Origin of the sequence: Streptomyces sp. NPDC001787 (genome assembly GCF_040297465.1) — a bacterium.
Lineage (GTDB): Bacteria > Actinomycetota > Actinomycetes > Streptomycetales > Streptomycetaceae > Streptomyces.
This window is the reverse complement of sequence record NZ_JBEOZE010000028.1, coordinates 93,701-116,122: the sequence shown is the minus strand read 5'-3', so window position 1 is coordinate 116,122 and position 22,422 is coordinate 93,701. Positions and strand designations below refer to the sequence as shown.

The window sequence follows — 22,422 nt, the reverse complement described above, 5'->3', positions numbered from 1 at the left end:
GCCACACCATCCGCACCGAAGGCATCGAGAAGAACACCCACGACAACCCCTTCGGCGCCGTCCTCTCCTTCCGCGGCACCCCCACCGACACCACGGTCGTGCACCCGCTCGCCGCCAAGGTCATCGAGCTGACCGACACCTTCCCGGTGCCGGACTCCAAGGCCTTCGCGGTCGGCCAGTGGTGGACCGTGCAGGTCGCCCCGGTCGAGGGCGGCGGCGCGGACGAGCGCGAGCTCCAGAAGCTGGTCGAGATCACCGAGATCATCGACGCCACCCACATCCGGATCGGCTACCTCAACGGCTGGGAACTGGCCGCCGGACGCAAGCTGACCTGGCGCCGCGTCGAACCGGTCCAGGGCAGCCACGTCCGCAACCTCGTCTTCGAAGGAGCGGGCAAGGACGAGTACACCGGCTCGCACCCCGTCAGCTACGAATACGCCGTCGGCTGCGACGTCTCCGGCATCCACGCCACCGGAAGCTTCTGGCCGGTCATCATGCGCCGCTGGTGCACCCGGTTCCGTACCGAACAGTGCTCCCTGAAGAACCCGCCGACCGTCGAGTACGGCGGCGCGGGCTATCTCACCCAGCAGATCTACTGCCTGTACGGGCGGGTGTCCGACTGCACCACGAGCAACGTCCGCCACCTCAACGACCTCACCGCCTCCGCCTACTGCACCGTCGTCAACTGCCACGGAGACGGCGACGACGCGGGCGGCAACCCCTTCACCACCCATGGCCAGTACGAGCACGACCTGCTCTTCGACGGCAACTCCGGCCTGATGGACATCGCCAACTCCGGGGCCCAGTGGGGGATATCGGCCAAGCGGATCACCGTACGCAGACACGTCTGCTCGTGGTTCACCGCCAACACCAAGATCACCGACCTCACCCTTGAGGACATCACGGTGATCGCCCGCCCGACGTTCGACCAGGCCGGCACCCTCACGGTCAACGCGGACGGCGCCCAGGTGCGCGGCTGCACCGCGAAGACGTTCGCCGTCGCCCAGCGCTCCGCCCGCTCCACCCGGCCCACCGTCATCAGCGACTGCTCCTTCGAGCCGCCCGCGGGCGCCGTCCTCGTCCAGACCCCGGTCACCGCCCCCGTCCACTTCGTACGCTGCACGTTCAAGGGCGTCGACGGAGCGGTCCTCCGGGGCGCCGGCCCCGTCCACTTCACCGACTGCACGGTCACCGGCGCCGACAACGCCGCCCCGCTCTCCGTGGGCTCCGCCGCCCTGTGGATCGACGGCGGACGCTACGAGGGCACCGGCTTCGAGGCCACCGCCGTGCGCGACCAGTCCGTCACCGTCACCTCCGGCGCCCGGTTCACCGGCACCAACAAGGCCAAGGCCTTCCTCGGCCGCGCCGCCGGACCGGGCACGGTCACCTGGGACCTCTCGGCGGTCAACAGCACCACCACCGACGCCGCGACCGCCCACGTCCGCATCGAGCACGGGACCAACCACTACGCGGCGACCGGCAGCCGCTTCACCGGCGGCACCCTCCATCTGGCTCCGGCGGCCCTCGCCTCCGCCCTGCACACCGCCTGTGTGGAGCGCGGCACCCGGCGCACCGCCGTGCCGGAGAACGGCGGCCCCGCCCGCACCGACGGGAACCTGATCCTGTGACCACGCGCCTGGAGACCGCCACCCCCGCCGACGAACCCGCGCTCCGCGCCCTGTGGGACACCTGCTTCGACGCCCCGCAGATCGCCGCGCTGTACGCCCTGGATCCGGACCGCCACCGGCACACCTTCGTCGCGCGGTCCGGCCCGGACGGCTCCATCGACGCGGTCGTGGTCTACGTACCGCGCCTGATCCGGGACGCGCACGGCACCCCGCAGCGCGTCGGCGGCATCGGCAGCGTCGCCACCCGGCCCGAGGCCCGGGGGCGGGGGCTGGTGCGGCGGCTGCTCGCGGAGGCCGAGCGGACGATGCGGGCCGAGGAATGCGCCTGGTCCCTGCTGTTCACCGGCACGCCCGGGGTGTACCGGAGTTCGGGCTGGCAGGAGTTCCGCAGCACGTACACCGAGGGGACGATCACCCCTGCGCCGCCCACCGGCACCCACCGGGTCAGGGAGGCCACCGCGGCGGACGGCGGCGCGGTGGCGGGCCTGCACGGCGCGGCCAACGCGGCCCGGCCCCTCAGCTCGCTGCGCGCCCCCGAGGACTGGGCGGTCCGCGTCCCCGCCTGGTACGGCCCGCCGGAGGGCGCACTGGTGGCCGAGGACCCGGTGACGGGCGAGACCGTCGGCTGGCTCGTGGCGCAGTACGCGGGCGAGTACGCGGAGGTACGGGAGTTCGCGGGCGCGCCCGGCTGTCTGGACGACCTGCTCGGCGCGGTCGCCGGCCGGGCCCGCGCGGCGGGACTCACCCGCGCCCGGGTCCGGCTGCCCGGCACCCTCCCGGGCGCCGGCTGGCCGGCCCTCCTGACGGAGCCGAGGTCCGTGGACGAGCACGTGGGAATGGCCCGGCCGCTGCTCGCCGCCCCCGAGGCGGTACGGGCCGCGGTCACGGCCCCCGGGGCGGTCCACTGGTACGGCGACTGCTTCTGAGCCCGGCGCCGCGCGGGGTCAGGACGCGTCCGGCCGGCCCCGGTCGTACCCCGGTTCGGCCGGTTCGGCGAGCGGCGGCTCGTTCTTCATGTGCGCGGGAGCCAGGAAGCGCAGGGCGTGGTAGCCGATGACGACGATCAGCGTCCCCAGCGCGATACCGCTGAGCTCGAAGTTGTCGGTGAGGCTCAGGCTGACATTGCCGATCCCGACGATGAGTCCCGCGGCCACCGGCACCAGGTGCAGCGGATTGGAGAGGTCGACGCGGGACCGGACCCAGATCTGGGCGCCCAGCAGGCCGATCATGCCGTAGAGGATGACGGTGATACCGCCGAGGACACCACCCGGGATGGCGGCCACGACGGCGCCGAACTTGGGGCAGAGACCGAACAGGATCGCGAAGCCGGCGGCGCACCAGTAGGCGGCGGTCGAGTAGACGCGGGTGGCGGCCATGACCCCGATGTTCTCCGCGTACGTGGTCGTGGCCGGACCGCCGACCGAGGTCGACATCATCGTCGCCGCGCCGTCGGCCATGATCGCCGTGCCGAGCTTGTCGTCCAGGGGATCGCCGGTCATCTCGCCGACGGCCTTGACATGCCCGGCGTTCTCGGCGATGAGCGCGATGACGACGGGCAGGGCGACCAGCACCGCCGACAGGGAGAAGCTCGGCGCGTGGAAGCTGGGCAGCCCGATCCAGTCGGCCCTGCCGACCCCCGAGAGGTCCAGACGCCAGTGGTCGACCGCCTCGGTACCGCCCGCCGGCGAGTGGATCCGGCCGAAGACGCGGTCGAGGACCCAGGAGAGGCCGTACCCGAAGGCCAGCCCCAGGAAGATCGCGATACGGGACCAGAAGCCGCGCAGCACGACGAGCGCGAAGCCGGTGAACAGCATCGTGAGCAGCGCGGTCCACTGGTCCTGGGGCCAGTAGGTGCCCGCGGTCACCGGAGCCAGGTTGAACCCGATGAGCATGACCACCGCGCCCGTCACCACCGGGGGCAGCACGGCGTGGATGACACGGGCGCCGACCGCACGGACGACCGCCCCGCACAGGAACAGGACGGCGCCGACGACCAGCAGCGCGCCGGTGAGCGTCGCCGCGTCGCCGCCCTGCGTCTTGATGACGGCGGCGACCCCGATGAACGACAGGCTGCTGCCGAGGTAGCTGGGGATACGGCCGCGGGTGATGAGCAGGAAGAGGATGGTGGCCACACCGGACGCCATGACGGCGAGGTTGGCGTCCAGGCCCATCAGGATCGGGGCGACGAAGCAGGCTCCGATCATGGAGACCACGTGCTGCGCCCCCAGGCCCGCGGTGCGCCCCCAGGTGAGGCGCTCGTCCGGTCTCACGACCTCGCCCGCGCCGAGGTGTTTCCCGTCGCCGTGCAAGGTCCAGCGCACGCCGAGACTCATGTTCGCTCCCTGTGGTCTGTGCGGTGCGCCGGTCCTGGTACGGACATCCGGGGTTCACCTGCGGAAAGATCGGAGCCATGGTAGGGCCTGCGGTACGGGGGCCCTGTACGCGGGAGGCGCGGCAGGCGTCCGCCGGGACCGGCTTCCGGGTAGGTTCGGGGGCGTCGGAAGAGCGGCCGTCGCGGACGTACCGGTCAGGAACGGACGTATCAGTGGGGAACGGAGGCCCGCCGTGAGCGGAGCGGACCGGAACAATGTGTCGCGGGAGCGGGTCCTGGACTACCGGGCCGCGGCGCAGCAGCTCGACCGTTCCTCCGCACAACCGGCGGTGCTGGAGCTGGGGGCGCAGGACACCCCGAGCGGCTCCGCCCGGCTCGCGCTCGCCGCCCGCGGCGCGTCCGCCGACGGCCTGGAAACGGTGTGGACCTTCCGCGGCGCGCCGCATCTGCACCGTCGGCGGGACCTTCCGGCGCTCGCCACCGCGCTGTGGCCCCTGGACGACGCCGACGCGACGGCGCGGATCAGCACCACCGTGATCAAGGAAGGCGCGAAGCTCGGCCTGGAGGCCTTCCGCGCCACCGCCGGGGCGCTGCGTGCCGTGGTGACCGGGCCGATGGCCAAGGGCGAGGTGAGCCGGGCGGTGAGCGCGGCGGTGCCGCCCTCACTGACGTTCTGGTGCGACCCCTGCGGAGCACGCCATATCTCCGGGTTCCTCTTCCAGCAGGCCGGACTGCCGGGCGCCGTCGGCGTCGGCCGCCGACAGGGCACGACCACCCTCTCCCCGCTGGAGCCGGGCTATCCGATGCCGACGGCGGCCGACGGGACCGGCGCCCTGGTACGGGCCTATCTGCGCTTCCTGGGACCGGCCACCCCCGCCGACGCCGCGAAGTTCCTCGGCATCAAGCCGGCCGTGGCCAGGGCGGTGTGGCCCGGGGACCTGGCCGAGGTGACGGTCGAGGGGAAGCGGGCGTGGCTGCCGGCCGAACGGCTCGACGCGCTGCTGTCGGCCGAGCGCCCCGACCTCGTCCGGCTGCTCCCGCCCGGCGACCCGTTCCTCCAGGCCCGCGACCGGTGGCTCCTCGCCCCCGAGAAGTCCCACGAGAAGGAGATCTGGCGCGCGATGGGCGCACCCGGTGTGCTCCTGGTCGGCTCGGAGCCCGCCGGGACCTGGCGCGCCAGGGCGGCCGGCCGCCGGGTCGACCTGACCGTCACCCCGTTCGCGCGGCTGACGGCGGCCACCCGCAGGGCGCTGGAGACCGAGGCGGCCACCGTCGCCGGGGCCCGCGGCGCCGACGAGGCCCGTCTGCACATCGCCTGAGTCCGCCGGACCGTCCTGACGCCCGCGCACCGCCTCTCAGTGCGGGGAGAGGTCCTCGGGCAGCAGCAGCCGCAGATCGTCCAGGCTCGGTACCGCGACGCCGCTCAGCCGCCCCGCGTGATGGGTCATCATCTGCTCCAGCGTCTGCCGGGCCAGCCGCGCGTTCCCGAACGCCGCACTCCTGGGGATGGCGTCGAAGTGGGTCCGCAGCGCGCCGGCCGTGCCCGGGGCGCACTCGTAGCCGTTGTCGGCCGCGTGCATACGGACGATCGTGACCAGTTCGTCCGAGGAGTAGTCGGGGAACTCGATACGGCGGGGGAAGCGCGAGTCGAGACCCGGATTGGAGCCCAGGAACCGGTTCATCTCCGTGGTGTACCCCGCCACGATCACCACCACCTCGTCGCGGTGGTCCTCCATCAGCTTCAGCAGTGTCTCCACCGCCTCCTGGCCGAAGTCCGAGGAACCGGCGCCCGAGCGGGGCGTCAGGGTGTACGCCTCGTCGATGAACAGGACGCCACCCAGCGCCCGTTCGAACACCTCCCGGGTCAGCTGCGCGGTGTGTCCGACATAGCGGCCCACCAGGTCCGCGCGAGAGACCTCGACGAGCTGGCCGCGCGGCAGCACACCGAGGGAGGCCAGCAGTTCGCCGTAGAGCCGTGCCACCGTCGTCTTGCCGGTGCCGGGCGGGCCCGCGAAGACCAGATGGTTGCTGATCCGGGGCGCGGGCAGACCGGCCTCCTTCCGGCGCCGCGCGGTGGCGAGCAGATTGACCAGATCGGCGACCTCGCGCTTGACGGCCGCGAGGCCCACCAGCGCGTCCAGCCGCAGCAGCGGATCCTCCTCCGGCCCGTCCTGCGGCACGCCGCCCGCCGGAACGCCCACGTCCTGCGCGGTCAGCACGGCCAGTTCCCGCTCGCCGGCCTCCGGCAGAGCGGCCAGCCGGGACGCCTGCCGGTCCACCATCTCCTCGAAGACCTTGCGGGCGGTACGGCCGTTGCCGAAGCCCGCGTCGCGGGGAATCCGCTCGAAGCGCGTGAGCAGTGCCGAGCGCGCCGCCGGATCCAGCTCGTAGCGGTGGCCGGTGCACATCCGCTCCACGATCGTGACCAGCTCGTCCGAGGTGTAGTCGCTGAACTCGACGCTGCGGGTGAACCGGGAGGCGAGACCCGGGTTGGACGCCAGGAAGTCCGTCATCTCCTTCGGGTAGCCGGCCGCCACCACCACCACGTCCTCGCGGTGGTCCTCCATCAGCTTCACCAGCGTGTCGATCGCCTCGCGCCCGAAGTCGGCGCCGCTGCCGCCGCCGTCGGAGAGCAGGGTGTACGCCTCGTCGACGAACAGCACCCCGCCGAGCGCCTTGTTGAAGGTCTCGGTGGTCTTGATGGCCGTCCCGCCGATGATCTGCGCCACCAGGTCCGCACGCGACACCTCCACCAGATGCCCGGAGCGCAGCACGCCGAGCGAGGCGAGGATGGAGCCGTAGAGCCGCGCCACGGTCGTCTTGCCGGTGCCGGGCGGGCCCGCGAAGACCAGGTGACGGCTCATCGGCGGGGCGGGCATGCCGATGCTCGCCCTGCGCTGCGCCATCCGGTTGAGGTTGATCAGCGTCAGCACCTGCTGCTTGACCTCGTCGAGGCCGATCAGCGACTCCAGTTCGGCCACCGGGCCCGTACCGGACCGGGCCTCGGCCGCAGCCGGGGCCGCACCGCCGGGCAGCCGGCCGTCACCCGCCGCCTCCGCGTCCCGCGCGGTGCCCCAGGCGTCCGGGGCGCCGTTGTCCGTACTGGTCAGCCCCTCGACGGTGAGCCGGTCGCCGGGCACCGTCTGACGCACTCCGCTGCCCCGGTTGGCGCGGACGGTGCAGCCGGTCAGCGCCATGGCGTCGGTGCCCTCCACCCGTATGCCGTCGGCGCCCGAACCGGTCACCTCGCAGCCGTTGAGCGAGGCCCGCGCACCGGCGGACAGCACTACGCCGCACTCGGCGGACCCCGTCACCACGGCACGCACGGCCGCCAGTTCGCCCTCGGGCGCGAGGTGGACGCCCGCGCCGCCGGACTCCTCGATCCCGGTGTCCCGCAGCGTGAGCGTACCCAGCGCCCCGATGTGGATCCCGGCCCCGGCGGAGGCACGCAGCCGGCCCTTGCCGACGAACAGATTGCCGTGGCCCGAGACATGGACGGCCGATTCGCCCGACCGCTCGACGACCCCTTCCTCCAGCCGCCCCCGGCCGTCCTTGACGACCTCCACGCCGTGCGTGCCGGCGCCGGTGACCGTGGCGCGCAGCAAAAGCGGGTTGGCGCCGCTGCGGATCACGATTCCGGAGCCGCCGCTGTCCCGTACCTCAAGGCGGTCGAACTCGGCGGCCGAGTCCTCGTCGAGCAGCACCCCGGTGCCCTCGGCGTCGTGGACGACGGTGTCCGTCAGCACCGGCGAGGAGAAGCCGGTGACCCGCACCGCGGGCTCCCCGGCGGTGGCGAACACACATGCGTCGAAAGTGCCACGACTGCGCTCGGTCACCAACAGGCCGTGTCCGCCGGTCCGTTCGGTGCTGCACCGGGTCAGCGTCGGGGAACTGCCGCCGCCCAGGACGAATCCGTGCCCGGTGACCTCGCTGACGGAGACGTCCTCCAGGACGACCGGCCCGGCGCTGTTCACGAACACACCCACGGCGGCCTTGCGGACCGTGCCGCGCACCATCCTGACCGAGCTCTCCTCCTCGACGGCGACGCCCGGCTTGCCGGTCGCCGATATCGCGCACTCCTCCAGGAGGACATGCGCCTGCCCGTTGGTGAGGACGCCGTTGCCCTTGGTGTCCCTGAGCCGGCTGAAGCGGGCCGTGATCCTGCCCTGCTCGCCGGCCACCACGGCGGAGGTGCCGAGGTGCTCGACGACGCAGTTCTCCAGGAAGCTCTCGGCGGAGGAGGTGGACACCACTCCGGCGCCCACCGGGTTGCTGATCCGGCACTGACGCAGCGCCAGGGACCCGCCGTCCCGGGCGAAGAGCGCCGACCAGGCCGAACCGTGGATGTCGCACCGGTCCATCGCGAGCTGGCCGCGCGGTGCGTCGACCACGGGAAGCTCGTCGTCGTGCCCGCGCAGCACGAGATCCCTGACCATCACCGCGTCCCCGGTGAGCGTCAGCGCCGTACCGCGCCGGGGCGCCAGCTCCACCGTCCCCTCGCCCTCGGCGGCGGTCAGGGTGATCGCGGCAGAGACCGTCAGGCTCTCCTCGTAGCGCCCCGGAGCGATTCTGACGACCGCTCCGGCACGGGCCCGTGCGACGGCCTCGCCGACGGTGCGGTGGTCGCCCGTCCCGTCGGCGGCGACGGTGAGCATCTGGCGTGACACTTATCTGACCTCCCGGACCCCTGCGCCGTAGGTACGGGGCGGAGACGCGCGGCATGTAGGGCATGGGAAACTGCTGTGCCCATCATGCCTGTTGCCGCAGGTCGCCCGCCATGGTGGTCGGCGATTCCGGGGCCGCCGGGGCACCGGAACCGGGCGGGTCCGGGGCATGTACCGGTGGTGCGGGGAGCGTCGTTACCATCGGCGCATGCGATCTTCGAGGTCCTCTGTGTCCCGCGCACTCGGACCGGCGGCACTGGCCGCCCTGCTCCTGATACCCGGCACCGCGTCCCCCGCCGGGGCGGCGGGGGACGCGGACAGCCCCTCGCTGCCGGGCATGCCCGCCACCGTCGCCGACGGCCGCCCGTGCACTCCGCGCTCCGCCAAGAAATCAGCCCAAGTCCCCTGGGCGCAGAGCTTTCTGGGGATCGACAGGGCCTGGGAGCTCAGCCGGGGCGCGGGGGTCGAGGTCGCCATCGTCGGCACCGGGGCGGACCTGCGGCGGGTTCCGGCGCTGGACGGCCGGGTCACCGGCGGCCCGGACGTGGTGGCGGGCGGCACCGTGCGGGAGGACTGCGTCGGATACGGCACGTTCCTCGCCGGGATCGTGGCGGGCGGGCGGCAACAGGGCCTCAAGGCGGCCGGGGTGGCCCCGGAGGCCGAGGTGATCGCGGTGCGGGCCACCGACGAACACGGTGCGACCACACCCGATGCGCTGGCCAAGGGCATCAGGGCGGCCACCGAGTCCGGGGCGCGGATCATCCAGGTGGCGCTGAGCGTCCCTGCCGCGCCGAAGCAGCTGAAGGACGCCGTCATCGCCGCGCAGAAGGCCGGTGCGCTCGTGGTGGCGCCCGCCTCGGCACGGGAGTGGGAGCGCGGCGCGGCGGCGTCGCAGGCGGTGGACGGGCCCGCCTACCCGGCGGCGCTGCCCGGGGTGCTGGCCGTTTCCTCGGTCGGGCCGGGCGGCGAACCGGAAGCGCCGGGCACGGAGAAGGGGCGGCGTACGCAGCCCAGGCTGAGCGCCCCCGGTGTCTCGGTGATGGGGCCGGGGCCGGGCGGCCCCGGCCAGTTCACCGGCCGCGGCGACGCGGTGGCCGGTGCGTTCGTGGCGGGTACGGCGGCCCTGGTCCTCTCCTACCACCCCCGGCTGACCGCCGAACAGCTCGCGCACCGGCTGGAGTCCACCGCGTACGGGGCCGTGGGCGATGTGCCGGACCCCGGTATCGGGCTGGGGGTCGTCGATCCGGTGCGGGCGCTCTCCGCGGTGCTCCCCGAGGAACACGCGCAGTCCCCGGCCGGAACGGGGAAGGCCGCCGCGCGGGCCGTCCCGCCGCTCGACCCGCCGGAGGCGCGCAACCGGGCGCTCGCCGTGGCCGGCGGGGCGACCGGGGTGACGCTGCTGGTCGCCTTTCTGGGCTTCGTCCTGCCCCGCGGGCGCCGCAGGGGCTGGCGGGCGGGCCGGGCGGCGGGTCCGGTCACGGAAGCGGACTGAGCCCCGGCCGGCCCACCCCCGGCGGACAACGGCCCCGGCGTCCAGCCGGCCGACCGACCGCCCGTCCCCGTCCGCGGGCGTCCGCCGGGATGCCCGGCGGCATCCCGGCCGCGACAGCCTGCCGGTACCACCGCGCCGGCGGCGCCCCGGGAGGCCGCCCGCCCCGTGCCGCCGGACGGATCAGTCCTCGCCCTCCGGGTCCGGCAGCAGCGGGGTCTGCACCTGCACCACACCCCTGCGGGTGATCAGCTGTGCCCGGCCCGGCGGCAGCTGCCTCGGCTTGGTGTCGTTGAACAGATATCCCTCCGAGGGCGGGCAGGAGAGCAGCGCGGCAGGCGTGTTGACCTCCAGCAGCCGGCGCAGCAGCGGATCGCTCATCGCCCGCGCCGCACCGTTGGCGCTGCGTGCCACGATCAGGTGCAGCCCCAGCTCCGCGCCCTGTGCGAGATAGTCGAGCAGCGGCCCGAAGTGGTTGCTCATGCTGCCGCCGGACACCATGTCGTAGTCGTCCACGACCAGGAAGACCTGCGGGCCCTTCCACCAGTCCCGGCGCTTCAGCTGGGCGGGCGAGATGTCCGCGCCGGGCAGGCGCTCCTTCATGGCCCGCGCGACGCCGTCCACCGCCTGCTTGAGTACGTCGACGGACACGGCGTAGCCCAGCCGGTGCGACTCGGGGACGCTCTCCAGCAGCCCGCGCCGGTAGTCGACCAGCAGCACCCGGGCCTCGGCGGGGGTGTAGCGGTCGGTGACCGCCTTGCAGACCGAGCGCAGCAGATTGGTCTTCCCGGTCTCCGCGTCGCCCACCACCACCAGGTGCGCGGTCTGCGCGAAGTCGTGCCACATGACGTCGAGCTGGTTGCCCTCCAGGCCCAGCGGCAGGCGCAGATCGCCGTCCGTGCCGACCTCGGCGTCGGGCAGTTCGGCGGGTTCCAGCACCGAGGGCAGGGTACGGACCGCGGGCGCGGACGGCCCCTGCCAGTGCTCGGCCACCCGGGCCACCGCGTCGGCGACGCCCGCCCCGAGGTCCGCGGCGCTGTCGCCGCCGTCCAGCCGGGGCAGAGCGGTGAGGAAGTGGTGCTTGGACTCGGTCATGCCGCGGCCGGGCGACTTGGGGATGGTCGCGGCGGCCCGCATGTTGATCATGGAGTCCATGCTGTCGCCGAGGCGCAGCTCGAAGCGGGTGCCGAGCTGGTCCCGCAGCGCGGTGGGGATCTCCGACCAGCGGCCGGCCGCCACGATGAGGTGCACACCGTAGTTGAGGCCCCGTGCCGCCAGCGCCGTGAAGGTGTCCATGATGTCCATGAAGTCCTGGCGGATCGTGCCCCAGCCGTCGACGACGAGGAACACATCGCCGTACGGCTCGTCGGGCATCTCACCGGCGGCCCGGCGGGCACGCAGCATCGCCATCGAGTCGATGCCCAGCTCGGCGAACTGCTTCTCGCGCCGGGCCACCAGCCCGTGCACCTCGGCCAGTGTGCGCTGCACCCGCTCCAGGTCCAGCCGGCCCGTCACACCGCCCACATGGGGCAGGTCGCGGAGCGATCCGAGCGAGCCCCCGCCGAAGTCCAGGCAGTAGAACTGGACTTCGCGCGGAGTGTGGGTGAGGGCGAGCGACATGATCAGATCGCGTACGAGCGTGGACTTGCCGCTCTGCGGGCCGCCCGCGATACCCACGTGCCCGCCCGCGCCGGACAGCTCGGCCACCAGGGGCTCGCGGCTCTGGTCGAAGGGCCGGTCGATGATGCCCACCGGCACCGTCAGCCCGCCGTGCAGCTCGGGATCGATGGTGGTCAGCCCCCGCTCCGCGTGCGGCTCCACCCCCATCAGCAGGACGTCCAGCGACAGCGGACTGTCCAGCGGCGGCAGCCAGACCCGGTGCGCCGGCCTGCCGCCCTCCCGCATCCGGGACACCGCCAGCGCCAGCAGGGACTCCTCGCTCTCCTCCTCCGCCACCGGCTGCGGGTCCGGGTCGGGCGCGGGGAGCCGGGGCGCGGTCCACTCCGTGCGGTACGGGACCACCTGCCCGGCGACGGCCGACGCGCCGACCCTGCGGACGCCCTGATAGGGCCCGGAGACATACGCGGCCTTGAACCGGACCAGGGTCCCGGTGTCCTTCTTCAGGATGGCGCTGCCGGGTACCGAGGGCAGCTGATAGGCGTCCGGCACGCCCAGGACACCGCGGCTCTCCATCGAGGAGAACGTACGCAGCGCGATCCGGTACGACAGATGCGACTCCAGCTGGGTCATCCGGCCCTCGTCCAGCCGCTGCGAGGCGAGCAGCAGATGCACGCCCAGACTGCGGCCCAGCCGGCCCACCATCACGAACAGGTCCATGAAGTCACGGTGCGCGGAGAGGAGTTCGCTGAACTCGTCGACCACCACGAACAGCGTCGGCAGCGGCTCCAGTTCGGCGCCCGCCGCCCGCGCCGTCTCGTACTCGTACGCCGACGTGTAGTTCCCGGCGCTGCGCAGCAGCTCCTGGCGGCGCATCAGTTCACCGTGCAGGGCGTCCTGCATGCGGTCCACCAGGGAGGACTCGTCGGCGAGGTTGGTGATGACGGCCGAGGTGTGCGGCAGACCGTCCAGTCCGAGGAAGGTCGCGCCGCCCTTGAAGTCGACCAGGACGAAGTTCAGCTTCTCCGAGGAGTGGGTGAGCGCCAGCGCCAGCACCAGGGTCCGCAGCAGCTCCGACTTTCCGGAACCCGTCGCGCCGATCAGCACGCCGTGCGGACCCATACCGCCCTGCGCCGCCTCCTTGATGTCCAGTTCCACCGGGGTGCCGTCCCCGGCGAGCCCCAGCGGCACCCGCAGCCTGGCACGCTCGCTGCGGTCCTCGCGCACGGCGTCCAGATCGACCGTGTGCAGGTCGGGGAGGCCGAGCAGGGTCGTCAGCTGCACGTCCGAGGTGAGTGCCTCACCGTTGTCCGTGGTGATGCCCATCCGGTAGGGGGACAGCAGCGTGGCCAGTGCCCTGGCCCGCCGGGGACCCAGCACGTCGGGCCTCCCGAGCGCCGAGGCGGTCTCCTTCCCCGACCGGTCGGTGCTGACCAGTTCGAGCCGCTGCCCGGCGATCCGCAGCCGCAGCGTGTGACGGGACTGACGCCAGGGCAGGGAGCCGGACACGTCCAGCGTCACCGTGTTGCGGTATCCGTCGGTGGCCAGCCGGGAGTCGGCGGGCGTCCTGGCGCTGTCCAGCACCACGACGCAGTAGGGCTCCTCGGCGCTCGGTACGGCGTCCGTCTCGAAGGCGGGCCGTCCGGTCAGTTCCTCACCGAGCAGCGATTCGAGACCCAGCACGGAATCGGTGACCAGGCGCACCGGCCCGCCGCCGTCGACCTCCGTCGGATGCTGGGCGTGCGGCAGCCACTTCACCCACTCCCAGGCGTCCCTGCGGTCATGGTCCGCCAGCACCACGATCCGCAGGTCCTGCGGGGCGTGGAAGACACTCAGCTGGGCCAGCAGGGCCCGCACCATCGCGTGCGCGTCCTCCTGCCCGGACTGGAGCAGGACACGGGCATAGGTCCGCAGATAGACCGCGACCGGCTGGTCGGACACCGTGCCGTACGCCTTGATGAAGCGCCGCAGGGCGTGCGCGGACAGCGGCTCCAGATCCTCGACCGGCTTGGTGCTCAGCGGTGTCAGCTTCGTCGCCAGCTGCTGCTCGCCCACCGCGATCCGCACCTCGGCGAAGTCCGCGTGCGCCGCCCGCCGCTCCCACAGCCTCGCCGTCGGCACCAGGCTCCACAGGGACGCCGGGTCCGGATGCGACCAGGCCTGCGCCTCCCGCTGCTGGGTGATCACCTTGCGGATACGCCTGCGGCTGATCGACAGATAGCGCATGTAGTCGCGCCGCTCACCGAGCAGCGCCCGCTTGCGGTCCCCGGAGGCCCGGACGATCTGCGAGACCAGCATGCCGACGGCCGACAGTGCCATCAGGCCGATGGCGACGTACATCATGGGACCGCCGCCACTGCCGGGGCGCAGGAAGATGAGCACCATGCCGAGCGAGCTGAGCGCCATCGGCATGTACGTGATCATGTTGCCCATCGCGCTCTGCGTCTCCGGCACCGTGGGCGGCTCCTGGAGGCTCAGTTCGCCATGGGGCATCTCGGGGCCAAGACGCCGGGGAGGCCTCTTGAAGAGGACCACGCTCAAAGGGAATCGCCTTCCTGAGGGGTGCCGGCGGTTGCCGTGACGCGTCTTCGGAATGACGGGACGTCAAACGCCTGCGGTACGGCCGACGGTGCGGGAACGCAGGCCGGTGGTCGGTGGGGGCGGGGCCGCCGATCTTGACGGCACCCCACAACGTACAGACTGCACGCACAAGTTAATGTGATCAATCTGACCGCGTCGACCACTGTCCTGGAAGGCGATGAAACGCGCTTGACCGACATTTCCGCGGCACCCCTGTGCCGCCTCACGGTGCTGACGCCCGACCGCTCCGTCGAACTCGCCGTACCGTCCGACATCGTGCTCGCCGATCTGATGCCGACCATCGTCGACCACGGAGGCACCGACCTCTACGAGCGTGGCGCACAGGCGGGCGGCTGGGTGCTCCAGCGCCTCGGCCAGGAGCCCCTCGACGACGAGAACACCCTCGGCGACCTGGGCCTGCGCGACGGCGAAACGGTACATCTGAGGCTGCGCGGGGACGCCCTCCCCGAGATCCACTACGACGACCTCGTCGACGGACTCTCCAGCCGGCTGCGCGAACGCCCCGACTCCTGGCGGCCGGTGTGGTCCCACCACCTCATGACCGCGCTCGCCCTGAGCACCCTCGCCACCGGCCTGCTGCTCCTGCTGCTGCCCGGTTCCACCGGGCTCAGGGCGGTCTGCTCGGCGGGGACCGCGATCCTCCTGCTGGCCGGTGCGGCGGCCGCCTCACGGGCGGTCGGCGACGTCGGAGCGGGCGGCGCGCTCGGCGCCGCGGCCGTCCCCTTCCTCGCGCTGGCCGGAGCCCTGGTGCCCCAAGGGGCGGCCTCCGACGCGGAACTGGGCGCCAGGCTGCTCGCGGGCTGCTCCGCGGCGGCCGGCGCCGCCGTGCTGGCCCTGGCCGCCGTGGGCGCGTGCGCCCCGCTCTTCCTGGCCGCCGCCCTGGCCGCGGTCCTCGGAGCGGCCGGGGGAGCCGTGATGCTCTTCGGCGTCCCGGTCACCGGCACGGCCGCCCCGCTGATCCTGGTGGTCGTCCTGCTGGGCCACTTCCTGCCGTCCCTGGCGTTCCGCCTGTCCGGGCTGAAGGTGCCGCTGCTGCCCACCAATGCGGGCCAGCTCCAGGAGGGCATCGAGCCCACCCCGGACGAGCGGATCGCCGCCCGCGGCGCCGTCGCCGACAGCTATCTGACGGGCCTCTACGGTGCCACCGGGCTGGTGGCCGCGGGCTGCCTCACGGTGCTGGCGTTCGAGACGTCCTGGGCACCGCTCACCCTGGCCGCGGTCCTGTGCGCGCTGATGTTCACCCACGCACGGGCGATCGGCGGCGCCTGGCAGCGACTCGCCGTCGTGCTCCCCGCCGCCTACGGTTCCGTACTGCTGACGGTGCAGCTGGTCCTGCGGACCGGCGACGCTTCCCGGCCCCTGCTGCTCGCCGGTCTGCTGGCGGTCGCGGCCGTGCTCGCCATCACGGGCTGGACGCTGCCCGGCCGCCGCCTGGTGCCCTACTGGGGGCGCGCGGTCGACCTGTTCCACCTCCTCTTCGCCATCGTCCTCGTCCCGCTGGCCCTGCTCGTCGCCGGTCTCTACCCGTACCTGCGGGGCCTCAACAGCTGAGCCGGCTCTCCGGCGTCCGCCGCCGGACAGCCGGCGGATCCCGGGATCCGCCGGCCGAAAGCCCCGGTACCCCGGGCCCTCGCGCGCCGGGCCGATGCCCGGTCGGAAAGGCAAGGAATGCAGTCCAGGCGGGACCAGGTCCACGCGCACATGTTCGTCATGAGCCGGCTGTCACTGGGAATGCTCCGGGACGACCCGGACGCCCCCGAGTCCGCGCACCGGCGGACCACCAAGGGCTTCGTCATCGGCCTGGTGGTCGCGGCCCTGGCCGCGCTCATCGTCGCGGTGTACGGGCTGGTGGTGCCGGGCGGCTCGAACGCGTGGAAGGCCACCGGAACGCTGGTGCTCGACGAGCGTTCGGGCGCCCGCTACCTCACGCTCGACGGAGTCCTCCATCCGGTCCTCAACGAGACCTCGGCCAGACTGCTGGCGGGTGACCGGATGAAGGTGGTGAGCGTCAAGCCCGCCTCCATCGAGGATGCCCCGCGCGGCGCCACCCTGGGCATCGTCGGCGCGCCGGACCCGCTGCCGCAGGCGGGCGCGCTCAGCCGCGAGGCCTGGTCGGTGTGCGCCACCCGGCCCGACGCCGCCTCGGAGCCGCTCCTCACCCTGGCCGTCGGCCTGAGCGCCGAGGGCCGGCCCGTGACCTCGGACGGGGCCACTTTGGTGCGTACCGTCCCGGGCGGCACCACGTACCTGCTCTGGCACGGCACCCGGATGCGGCTGAACACCGCGAACTACGCGGTCCAGGCGCTGGGTTACGACCCCGACGGGGCCTACCCGGTCCCCGACGCGTTCCTCAACGCCCTGCCGGCCGGCCCGGACCTGGCGGTGCCGGACGTGGCCGGACGCGGGAAGGCGGGCCCCTCGCTGGCCGGCCGGCCGACCCGGATCGGACAGCTCTTCGACGGCCCCGGCGGCCACTATCTGCTGACGGAGCGGGGTCTGACCGAGGTCACCGCGCTGGAGGAGGCGCTGCTGAAGGGCGATCCGCGTACCCAGCGGACCGCCTACGCCGGGGACGCCGTCGTCCTGGGGAGGATCGGCCCGGACGACCTGGCGCGCCACGAGGACCCGAAGGCGTCCCGGCTCGTGGGAGCCGGGGGCGGCACGGTCCCGACGGGGCTGCCCAAGCCCGGACCGGTCGGCGCGGGCGAGGGAGTCTGTGCCGTCGTCGGCACCGCCGACGGCAGGCCGACGGTCTCGGTCGTCCTGCCCCGCGCGGACGCGGTGGGCGGCCGGGCGGTGTCCAACCAGCCGGGGATCACCGCGGGTTCCGGAGCGGCCGACCTGTTCGCGGTACGTCCGGAGGGCGGAGCCCTCGTCACGGCGCTCTCCTCGGCGGGCACCGGTACGGCCTACTACCTGGTCACCGAGTCGGGTGCCAAGTACCCGGTCCCCGGGGGCGAGAAGGGACTCCAGCGGCTCGGGTACCGGGCCGATCAGTCCGTGCCGGTTCCGTCCGGTGTCCTCGGGCTGCTCGCGTCGGGGCCCGCGCTGGACGACACGGCCCTGCTGACGCAAGGCCTCGTGGAGGCGTCGGAGAACACGGCATCTCGATAGCCGATTCCCCTACGCCTTAAGGGAATTGAGGTTCCTTTGAGGATAGGGGGTTCGGGGGGCACGCGCTTTCCCCGGCATTCCCGCAGCTCACGCGCGTATCGCAGATGAACACTCAGATTGCCGGAGGACATTCGTTCCAAGATCCCGTACGGCGTATTAACCTGATGATCCGTCGACTGCCGGAGGCCTGATTCCCGGTCCGGTCGGCATGTCGTGCGCCCGTGGTGCCGCCGTGTTCCCGCAGTGTCCAGGAGGACCCCCATGTCTGATGTCTCCGGCTTCAACGTCAACTCGGCCGATGGCCTGTCCAACGATGAAACAGCGATGCTGGAGACGCTGAAGACGCTGGACCAGCATCTTCGCGACATGGACGAGGCGGGCCGCAAGGTCAGGACCATCCAGGGCCAGGTCCGGGCCGCCTACCAGGCCGTTTCCTCGGAGACCCACGCGGCGGGCATCGACGAGTGGCTCAGGGCGCACGCCCGGGTCATGGAGCGCACCCAGTTCTTCCGCGAGGGCACCGCGATGGCCAACCGGCTCCTCACGGACGCCGAGCACGAGGCGAAGGGCTACGCCGCCGGTATCGCCGGCACGATCAACCCCGGGTGACGTTTCCCGGCGCGTTCAACCCCGGGTGACGTTTCCCGGCTCTCTCCCCGCCTTTTCTTCCCCGTTCTTTCCATCGCCTCACGAGGAGTTCCGCCATGACCGTCAAAATCAGCCACCAAGGGGTCCTGGACGCCATCAAGAACATGGACTCGGCCCAGCAGGAGATGAAGGAGGCGCTCGCCTGGATGGAGAAGAACTTCGGCGCGCTGCGCGACACCCTGAGCGGCCAGACCCGTACCTCCTGGGAGGAATTCCAGGCGGAGCTGGGCCGGATCAAGCTGCAGCTCGACGAGCAGTACGGGGTCGCCCGGACCACTCTCCAGCGGATGCACGCCCGCCAGATCGACGGAGACCTCGACGGCGGCCGCGGTCTGAGCAACCTCCAGGGCAGCTGACCCGACCGACCGAATCGACGTGTGAGGTGTGAGCATGGCTGGCGAAGCGAATCCGGGCGACATCTTCCAGTCGACCGACGGCGTCTATCTCAGATACGCCAACCAGGAGATCCCCAGGTTCCGCCGTGACCTCACGGTCAAGCCGGACTATGTGAGCCTGGGATCGAAGATCCCGCTCGCCATCGGAAACCCCGAGAAGTGCACACAGGCGAAGGCGCTGGAAGGTCAGCTGGAGGCGTACCGCGCGAGCATGCGAACCCGGTACGAGACGGCCATCACGCTCCTGAACAACTTCTCGGCCAGCCTGCGGGACGTCGAGGCAAAGCACCAGGACGCCGAGGACGACTCGACGAGCATCGGTGGTGCCCTCGCCGACGAGTTCTCCGAGATCCTGACCCCGAAGGGAAAGTGAAACCATGGTCGCGGTGCCCCCCGGGATGCCGGCCAAGTGGGAGGACATCCTCGCCATGTTTCACGACGGCACCACCAAGCTTCCGGACCGGAACCTTGTGGCGGGGCCGGGGTCCAAGCGGTGGATCGCCTCGGCGGTGAACGGGGCCTGGTCCGATACCGCTACGAGGAGCGGCGGCGAGGACTGGGGGTTCGACGGGTACAAGGCATACTATTTTGCCTCCAGGTCGGAGAAGCCGTACCTCGTTTTCGGATTCAGGTATGACTGGAAGGAATTCGGAAACGACCCCGGGCCGTTGAGTGATTTCACGGGGGCCGCCGGGGCCATCTTCGGCTCCGTCTGGGCGGGTACCAACAAGGACACCAATCCGCTGATGTCCAAAAAAGCGGCCGAGGTGTTCAACAACATGGATCTGTGGACCGGCGGGTGGGCCGTCGAGTTCAACAAGTGGGCCGAGAGCGTGGGGAACGGCTCGGAGGAACTCGAAGGGAAGTCCGCGGCTCTCTTCGAAGCCGTGCTCCTGGCGGTCAAGCGTTCTCTCCTGGAGACGCAGTCCTACTACATGAGCGGCGCCGTCAAGAGCGACCTGGAAGCCGTGAGTTCCAAGCTGAAGACGACCATAGATGTTCTGGCGAAGAACGCCTGGGACTGGTTCGAAAAGCGGGAGACAGTGCCGGTGGTCGCAGGGCAGACGCCCCGCGAAGCAGGTCCCATCTCCATGCCCTTCACCCACCTCTACGCCGAATTCCTGCGGGCGTTGGCAGCCAAGACCTTCACCACGGATTACCGGGACAGGTTCGACGGTCTGGATTTCGAGAGTGTGGAAGGCGAAGCCAAGCTGAGCTGGCTCGCCGGAGTCAAGACCGAACTGGACGACGCGTCCGCACAGACGATGCTCGACCTGGCGACGGCCTACGACAAGGCGAGCGCGAAGCTCTCCGACGCGAATGCTGTCGTGAAGCCGACATTCACCATCTCGCTGACGCCCGAGGAGCAGAAGGACTTCTACGGCGACACGGGTACCGGCGATGACGGCGGCCCGGGCGGCGCCGACGACTTCCTCAACAAGTTCAAGGAGATGTTCGGCGGCGGCGCGGGCGGTGACGAAGGCGGCGGCGGGAATCAGGATCTCGGTGGCCCGCCACCGGTGACGGGGCCGAACGGGAGCGAGTCCTCGTCCAAGGGTCCGGGCACGAACGGCCTCGGTCTCGGTCCGAATCCGATCACCGGCCCCAATGGCAGCACCTCCGGCACGAGCAACCCCCTGGGAAGCGGCGGGCTGCCGGCCGGCTCGCGCATCGACCCCAAGACCGGAGCCGTCACCGACTCCAAGGGCAAGCCGGTCCTCGGTGCGGACGGCAGGCCCCTGGTCGTGCCGCCCGGCTCCACCATCGGCCCCGGCGGTAAGATCATCTCGCCCGCCGGCCCGAAGCCGCCGACGCTTCCGAACGGCTCCACCTCGGGGGGCAACGCGCTGCGTGGCTTCGGAATCGACGCCGAGGGCAACGTCATCGTCCCCAAGGGCACCAAGGTGGACGCCCACGGAAACCTGATCGGCGCGGACGGCAAACCGCTGACCAACGCGTACGGCGGGAAGCTCAGCGTTCCGCCCGGCTCCCGGATCAACGCCGACGGCACCATCAGCGACCCGCAGGGCAAGCACATCACCGAGTCCAGCAACAACCTGAAGACCCGCAACCCCAAGACGCTCGACGAGCTGTTCAACGGCCAGCGCCGTCCGTCCACGTCGAGCGGTGAGCTCTTCGGCGGCTCGAAGGGGGCCTCCGAGAACCTCCGCAGAATGGTCGACAGCAACGGCAACGCGATCCGGGAACCGTCTTCCGTCGTGGCCGGGCTCAGCAACCGGGCCCGTGCGGCCATGGGGCTGCCCGCGACCCCCGCCGTCCCGCCGACGCAGGGCAATGTGTCCACGCAGTCGCTCGGCGCCCTCGGACGGGGCGGCGCGGGCGGGACGGGGAGCGGGATGCCCTTCATGCCGCCCATGGGCATGGGCGGCGGTGGCGGCGCCCCGGGCGGCGGGGCCAACGGCGGTGACCGGCAGCGCAACGTATGGCTGTCGGAGGACGAAGAGGTGTGGGGCACCGAGCCCGACGCCGGAACGGGCGTGATCGGGCGATGAGTTCCACAGACGCAGAGGCGGCCGGGACCCCTCCCGGGGACCTGGATTCCGTCATGCCGCCGGTGCCCGACGACATCCGTGCCGCGGCGCGCACCGCACCCGAGCACTGGTTCGGCACGGTGGACCCCGCGTGGAGCGGAGACGGTGAGCCGCCGCTGTGGGCGGTGATCGGCCAGTGGCGCTCCGACGCCGGCGGCGAGATCGTCGAATGGCAGCGCAACGACCGCTACCGGCCCTCTCCGGGCATGCTCGGCTGGCCGGAGCCGACGGACGACGTGGATGCCGCCATGCAGCTCGCGGCCACCGGTTACGGCCCGGTCGAGGGCGTCGCCCTGGCCGTGGTCACGGCCGAGCTGGCCGTCCTGACGGCTCCCGGCGGTGGCGCGGTCAGCGTCTGCACCCCGGACGGCGATCCGGTGGTGCCGGTGTTCACCTCGCCCGCCCATCTGGAGCGGGCGGGCGCGATCGCCCACCGGGTGCTGCCGGTCGCGGAGGCGTTCGCACTCGTACCGGAAGGCCAGGACCTGTACCTCAACCCGACGGGCCCCGTCGCTCTGCGGCTGTCCGCGGACGACCTGTCCCGCGCGGTCGATGTGCTGGAAGCGGCGGCGGAAGGCAAGGAGGAGCAGTACTGATGGTGTCGTTCCAGGAACAGCTCGCGGAGGCCATGGCCGGCCTCGCGGAGCAGACGAAGAAGATCCAGCAGGTCCAGGAGGAACTGGCCAGGGCGTCCGCCTCGGCGACATCCAAGGACCGTATGGTGACCGCCTCGGTCAACGCCCACGGCGAGATCCTCTCCTTCAAGTTCCACACCGAGGGCTACCGCACCATGCCGGGGGCCCAGCTCGCCGAGGTGCTGAAGACCACCGTCAACGCGGCACGTACGGAGATGAACTCCAGGGTGAGCGGGACGGTCCGGCCACTGATGGGAAGCCAGGACGAGCTGGCGAGCGGCCTCTTCGGCGGAGGTGAGCTCGACGATCTGCTCGCCCCGCTGCGCGCGATGCAGCCGGAGGGGCTGACGGAGACGGTGCTGGGCGGCGGACGCAAGCCGTCCGGCAACCGCGGCGAGGAGGACGAGTTCTATGGCTGACGGAACCCTGAGCGTCCCGGGCGATCTCCCGCGCCGGTTCACACAGTTCGGCGCCATCTCGCGAATCGTCGGCGAACTGGGCGTCCTCAACGACCACATCAACCTGGAGAACAGGACGGCGGGCGGCAGGGACGACGTGTACGCGAAGGAGTACCACAAGTTCGTCGACTCGACGGGCAAGGGGCTCACCTACGGCCTCGAAGGCCTCTCCGATCTGCTCGAAATGGTCGGCATCAGCGGCAACAACGCCTCGGTCATCCTGAACGACGCCGAGGACGACGCCAACCACATCGCCGCCGGCTGAGCCGGCCGAACTCCGAAGACGCGG

The 22,422-nt window shown here is 71.9% G+C and carries 16 protein-coding genes; 13 read left to right on the top strand and 3 right to left on the bottom strand.

Annotated features, from left to right (window positions below; all coding sequences use genetic code 11):
• Both ABT170_RS31045 and ABT170_RS31040 read left to right on the top strand, forming a co-directional pair.
• Positions 1-1,628: peptidase C14 (locus tag ABT170_RS31045; RefSeq protein ID WP_351872875.1), on the top strand; the 1,628-nt coding region annotated here is incomplete at its 5' end.
• A complete protein-coding gene (locus ABT170_RS31040) occupies positions 1,625-2,554 on the top strand; it encodes a GNAT family N-acetyltransferase (RefSeq protein WP_329940978.1) in 930 nt (309 codons plus the stop codon). The genes ABT170_RS31045 and ABT170_RS31040, both read left to right, overlap by 4 nt.
• Positions 2,555-2,572: 18 nt before the next feature.
• Here the strand turns inward: ABT170_RS31040 and ABT170_RS31035 are convergent, their stop codons facing one another.
• Positions 2,573-3,961 carry a uracil-xanthine permease family protein gene (locus tag ABT170_RS31035; RefSeq protein ID WP_266929164.1) on the bottom strand — a complete coding sequence of 463 codons (1,389 nt, stop codon included), beginning with the start codon at positions 3,959-3,961 and terminating at the stop codon, positions 2,573-2,575.
• A 232-nt stretch (positions 3,962-4,193) separates the two neighbouring features.
• On the opposite strand from ABT170_RS31035, the gene ABT170_RS31030 reads away from it, so the two are divergent.
• Positions 4,194-5,279: a DNA glycosylase AlkZ-like family protein gene (locus ABT170_RS31030; protein ID WP_351872871.1), complete on the top strand. Its 1,086-nt coding sequence runs from the start codon at positions 4,194-4,196 to the stop codon at positions 5,277-5,279.
• Positions 5,280-5,315: 36 nt separating this feature from the next.
• Here ABT170_RS31030 and ABT170_RS31025 read toward each other — a convergent pair whose 3' ends face one another.
• Entirely contained in the window at positions 5,316-8,615 is a 3,300-nt protein-coding gene (locus tag ABT170_RS31025) for a right-handed parallel beta-helix repeat-containing protein (RefSeq protein WP_329941044.1), read from the bottom strand.
• 217 nt (positions 8,616-8,832) lie between these two features.
• On the opposite strand from ABT170_RS31025, the gene ABT170_RS31020 reads away from it, so the two are divergent.
• Positions 8,833-10,116: a S8 family serine peptidase gene (locus tag ABT170_RS31020; protein WP_351872868.1), complete on the top strand. Its 1,284-nt coding sequence runs from the start codon at positions 8,833-8,835 to the stop codon at positions 10,114-10,116.
• 180 nt (positions 10,117-10,296) lie between these two features.
• On the opposite strand, the gene eccCa is transcribed toward ABT170_RS31020, so the two are convergent.
• Positions 10,297-14,223, bottom strand: a complete 3,927-nt coding sequence (eccCa, locus tag ABT170_RS31015) for a type VII secretion protein EccCa (protein ID WP_329941045.1) — start codon at positions 14,221-14,223, stop codon at positions 10,297-10,299.
• A 276-nt stretch (positions 14,224-14,499) separates the two neighbouring features.
• Between eccCa and eccD the strand changes: the two genes are divergently transcribed.
• From eccD to ABT170_RS30970, 9 genes are all read left to right on the top strand, one after another.
• Positions 14,500-15,882, top strand: coding sequence for a type VII secretion integral membrane protein EccD (gene eccD, locus ABT170_RS31010; protein WP_329940981.1), 1,383 nt, complete (start codon positions 14,500-14,502; stop codon positions 15,880-15,882).
• A gap of 117 nt (positions 15,883-15,999) precedes the next feature.
• A complete protein-coding gene (eccB, locus tag ABT170_RS31005) occupies positions 16,000-17,445 on the top strand; it encodes a type VII secretion protein EccB (protein WP_351872864.1) in 1,446 nt (481 codons plus the stop codon).
• Between the two features lie 261 nt (positions 17,446-17,706).
• Positions 17,707-18,054 carry a hypothetical protein gene (locus ABT170_RS31000; protein WP_329940983.1) on the top strand — a complete coding sequence of 116 codons (348 nt, stop codon included), beginning with the start codon at positions 17,707-17,709 and terminating at the stop codon, positions 18,052-18,054.
• Between the two features lie 95 nt (positions 18,055-18,149).
• On the top strand, positions 18,150-18,449 hold the full coding sequence (locus tag ABT170_RS30995; protein WP_329940984.1) for a hypothetical protein: 300 nt from the start codon (positions 18,150-18,152) through the stop codon (positions 18,447-18,449).
• Positions 18,450-18,483: 34 nt separating this feature from the next.
• Entirely contained in the window at positions 18,484-18,861 is a 378-nt protein-coding gene (locus tag ABT170_RS30990; RefSeq protein WP_329940985.1) for a hypothetical protein, read from the top strand.
• Between the two features lie 4 nt (positions 18,862-18,865).
• The gene (locus ABT170_RS30985; protein WP_351872859.1) at positions 18,866-21,001 is read left to right on the top strand and encodes a hypothetical protein; all 2,136 of its coding nucleotides are present in this window, start codon (positions 18,866-18,868) and stop codon (positions 20,999-21,001) included.
• Positions 20,998-21,636 carry a type VII secretion system-associated protein gene (locus ABT170_RS30980; RefSeq protein WP_329940987.1) on the top strand — a complete coding sequence of 213 codons (639 nt, stop codon included), beginning with the start codon at positions 20,998-21,000 and terminating at the stop codon, positions 21,634-21,636. Before ABT170_RS30985 ends, ABT170_RS30980 begins: the two co-directional genes overlap by 4 nt.
• Positions 21,636-22,094, top strand: a complete 459-nt coding sequence (locus ABT170_RS30975) for a YbaB/EbfC family nucleoid-associated protein (RefSeq protein ID WP_329940988.1) — start codon at positions 21,636-21,638, stop codon at positions 22,092-22,094. Before ABT170_RS30980 ends, ABT170_RS30975 begins: the two co-directional genes overlap by 1 nt.
• Positions 22,087-22,398, top strand: a complete 312-nt coding sequence (locus ABT170_RS30970; protein ID WP_114247089.1) for a hypothetical protein — start codon at positions 22,087-22,089, stop codon at positions 22,396-22,398. The genes ABT170_RS30975 and ABT170_RS30970 overlap by 8 nt, the downstream gene beginning before the upstream one ends.
• Positions 22,399-22,422: the final 24 nt, after the last annotated feature.

Excerpts from the sequence above, each read along its gene's own strand:
- ABT170_RS30995 (WP_329940984.1), top strand. The coding sequence starts at position 18,150 with ATGACCGTCAAAATCAGCCACCAAGGGGTCCTGGACGCCATCAAGAAC.
- ABT170_RS31020 (WP_351872868.1), top strand. The coding sequence starts at position 8,833 with ATGCGATCTTCGAGGTCCTCTGTGTCCCGCGCACTCGGACCGGCGGCA.
- eccB (WP_351872864.1), top strand. The coding sequence starts at position 16,000 with ATGCAGTCCAGGCGGGACCAGGTCCACGCGCACATGTTCGTCATGAGC.
- ABT170_RS30975 (WP_329940988.1), top strand. The coding sequence starts at position 21,636 with ATGGTGTCGTTCCAGGAACAGCTCGCGGAGGCCATGGCCGGCCTCGCG.
- ABT170_RS31000 (WP_329940983.1), top strand. The coding sequence starts at position 17,707 with ATGTCTGATGTCTCCGGCTTCAACGTCAACTCGGCCGATGGCCTGTCC.
- ABT170_RS30990 (WP_329940985.1), top strand. The coding sequence starts at position 18,484 with ATGGCTGGCGAAGCGAATCCGGGCGACATCTTCCAGTCGACCGACGGC.
- ABT170_RS30970 (WP_114247089.1), top strand. The coding sequence starts at position 22,087 with ATGGCTGACGGAACCCTGAGCGTCCCGGGCGATCTCCCGCGCCGGTTC.
- ABT170_RS31035 (WP_266929164.1), bottom strand. The coding sequence starts at position 3,961 with ATGAGTCTCGGCGTGCGCTGGACCTTGCACGGCGACGGGAAACACCTC.
- ABT170_RS30980 (WP_329940987.1), top strand. The coding sequence starts at position 20,998 with ATGAGTTCCACAGACGCAGAGGCGGCCGGGACCCCTCCCGGGGACCTG.
- ABT170_RS31025 (WP_329941044.1), bottom strand. The coding sequence starts at position 8,615 with ATGCTCACCGTCGCCGCCGACGGGACGGGCGACCACCGCACCGTCGGC.
- eccCa (WP_329941045.1), bottom strand. The coding sequence starts at position 14,223 with ATGCCCCATGGCGAACTGAGCCTCCAGGAGCCGCCCACGGTGCCGGAG.
- ABT170_RS30985 (WP_351872859.1), top strand. The coding sequence starts at position 18,866 with ATGGTCGCGGTGCCCCCCGGGATGCCGGCCAAGTGGGAGGACATCCTC.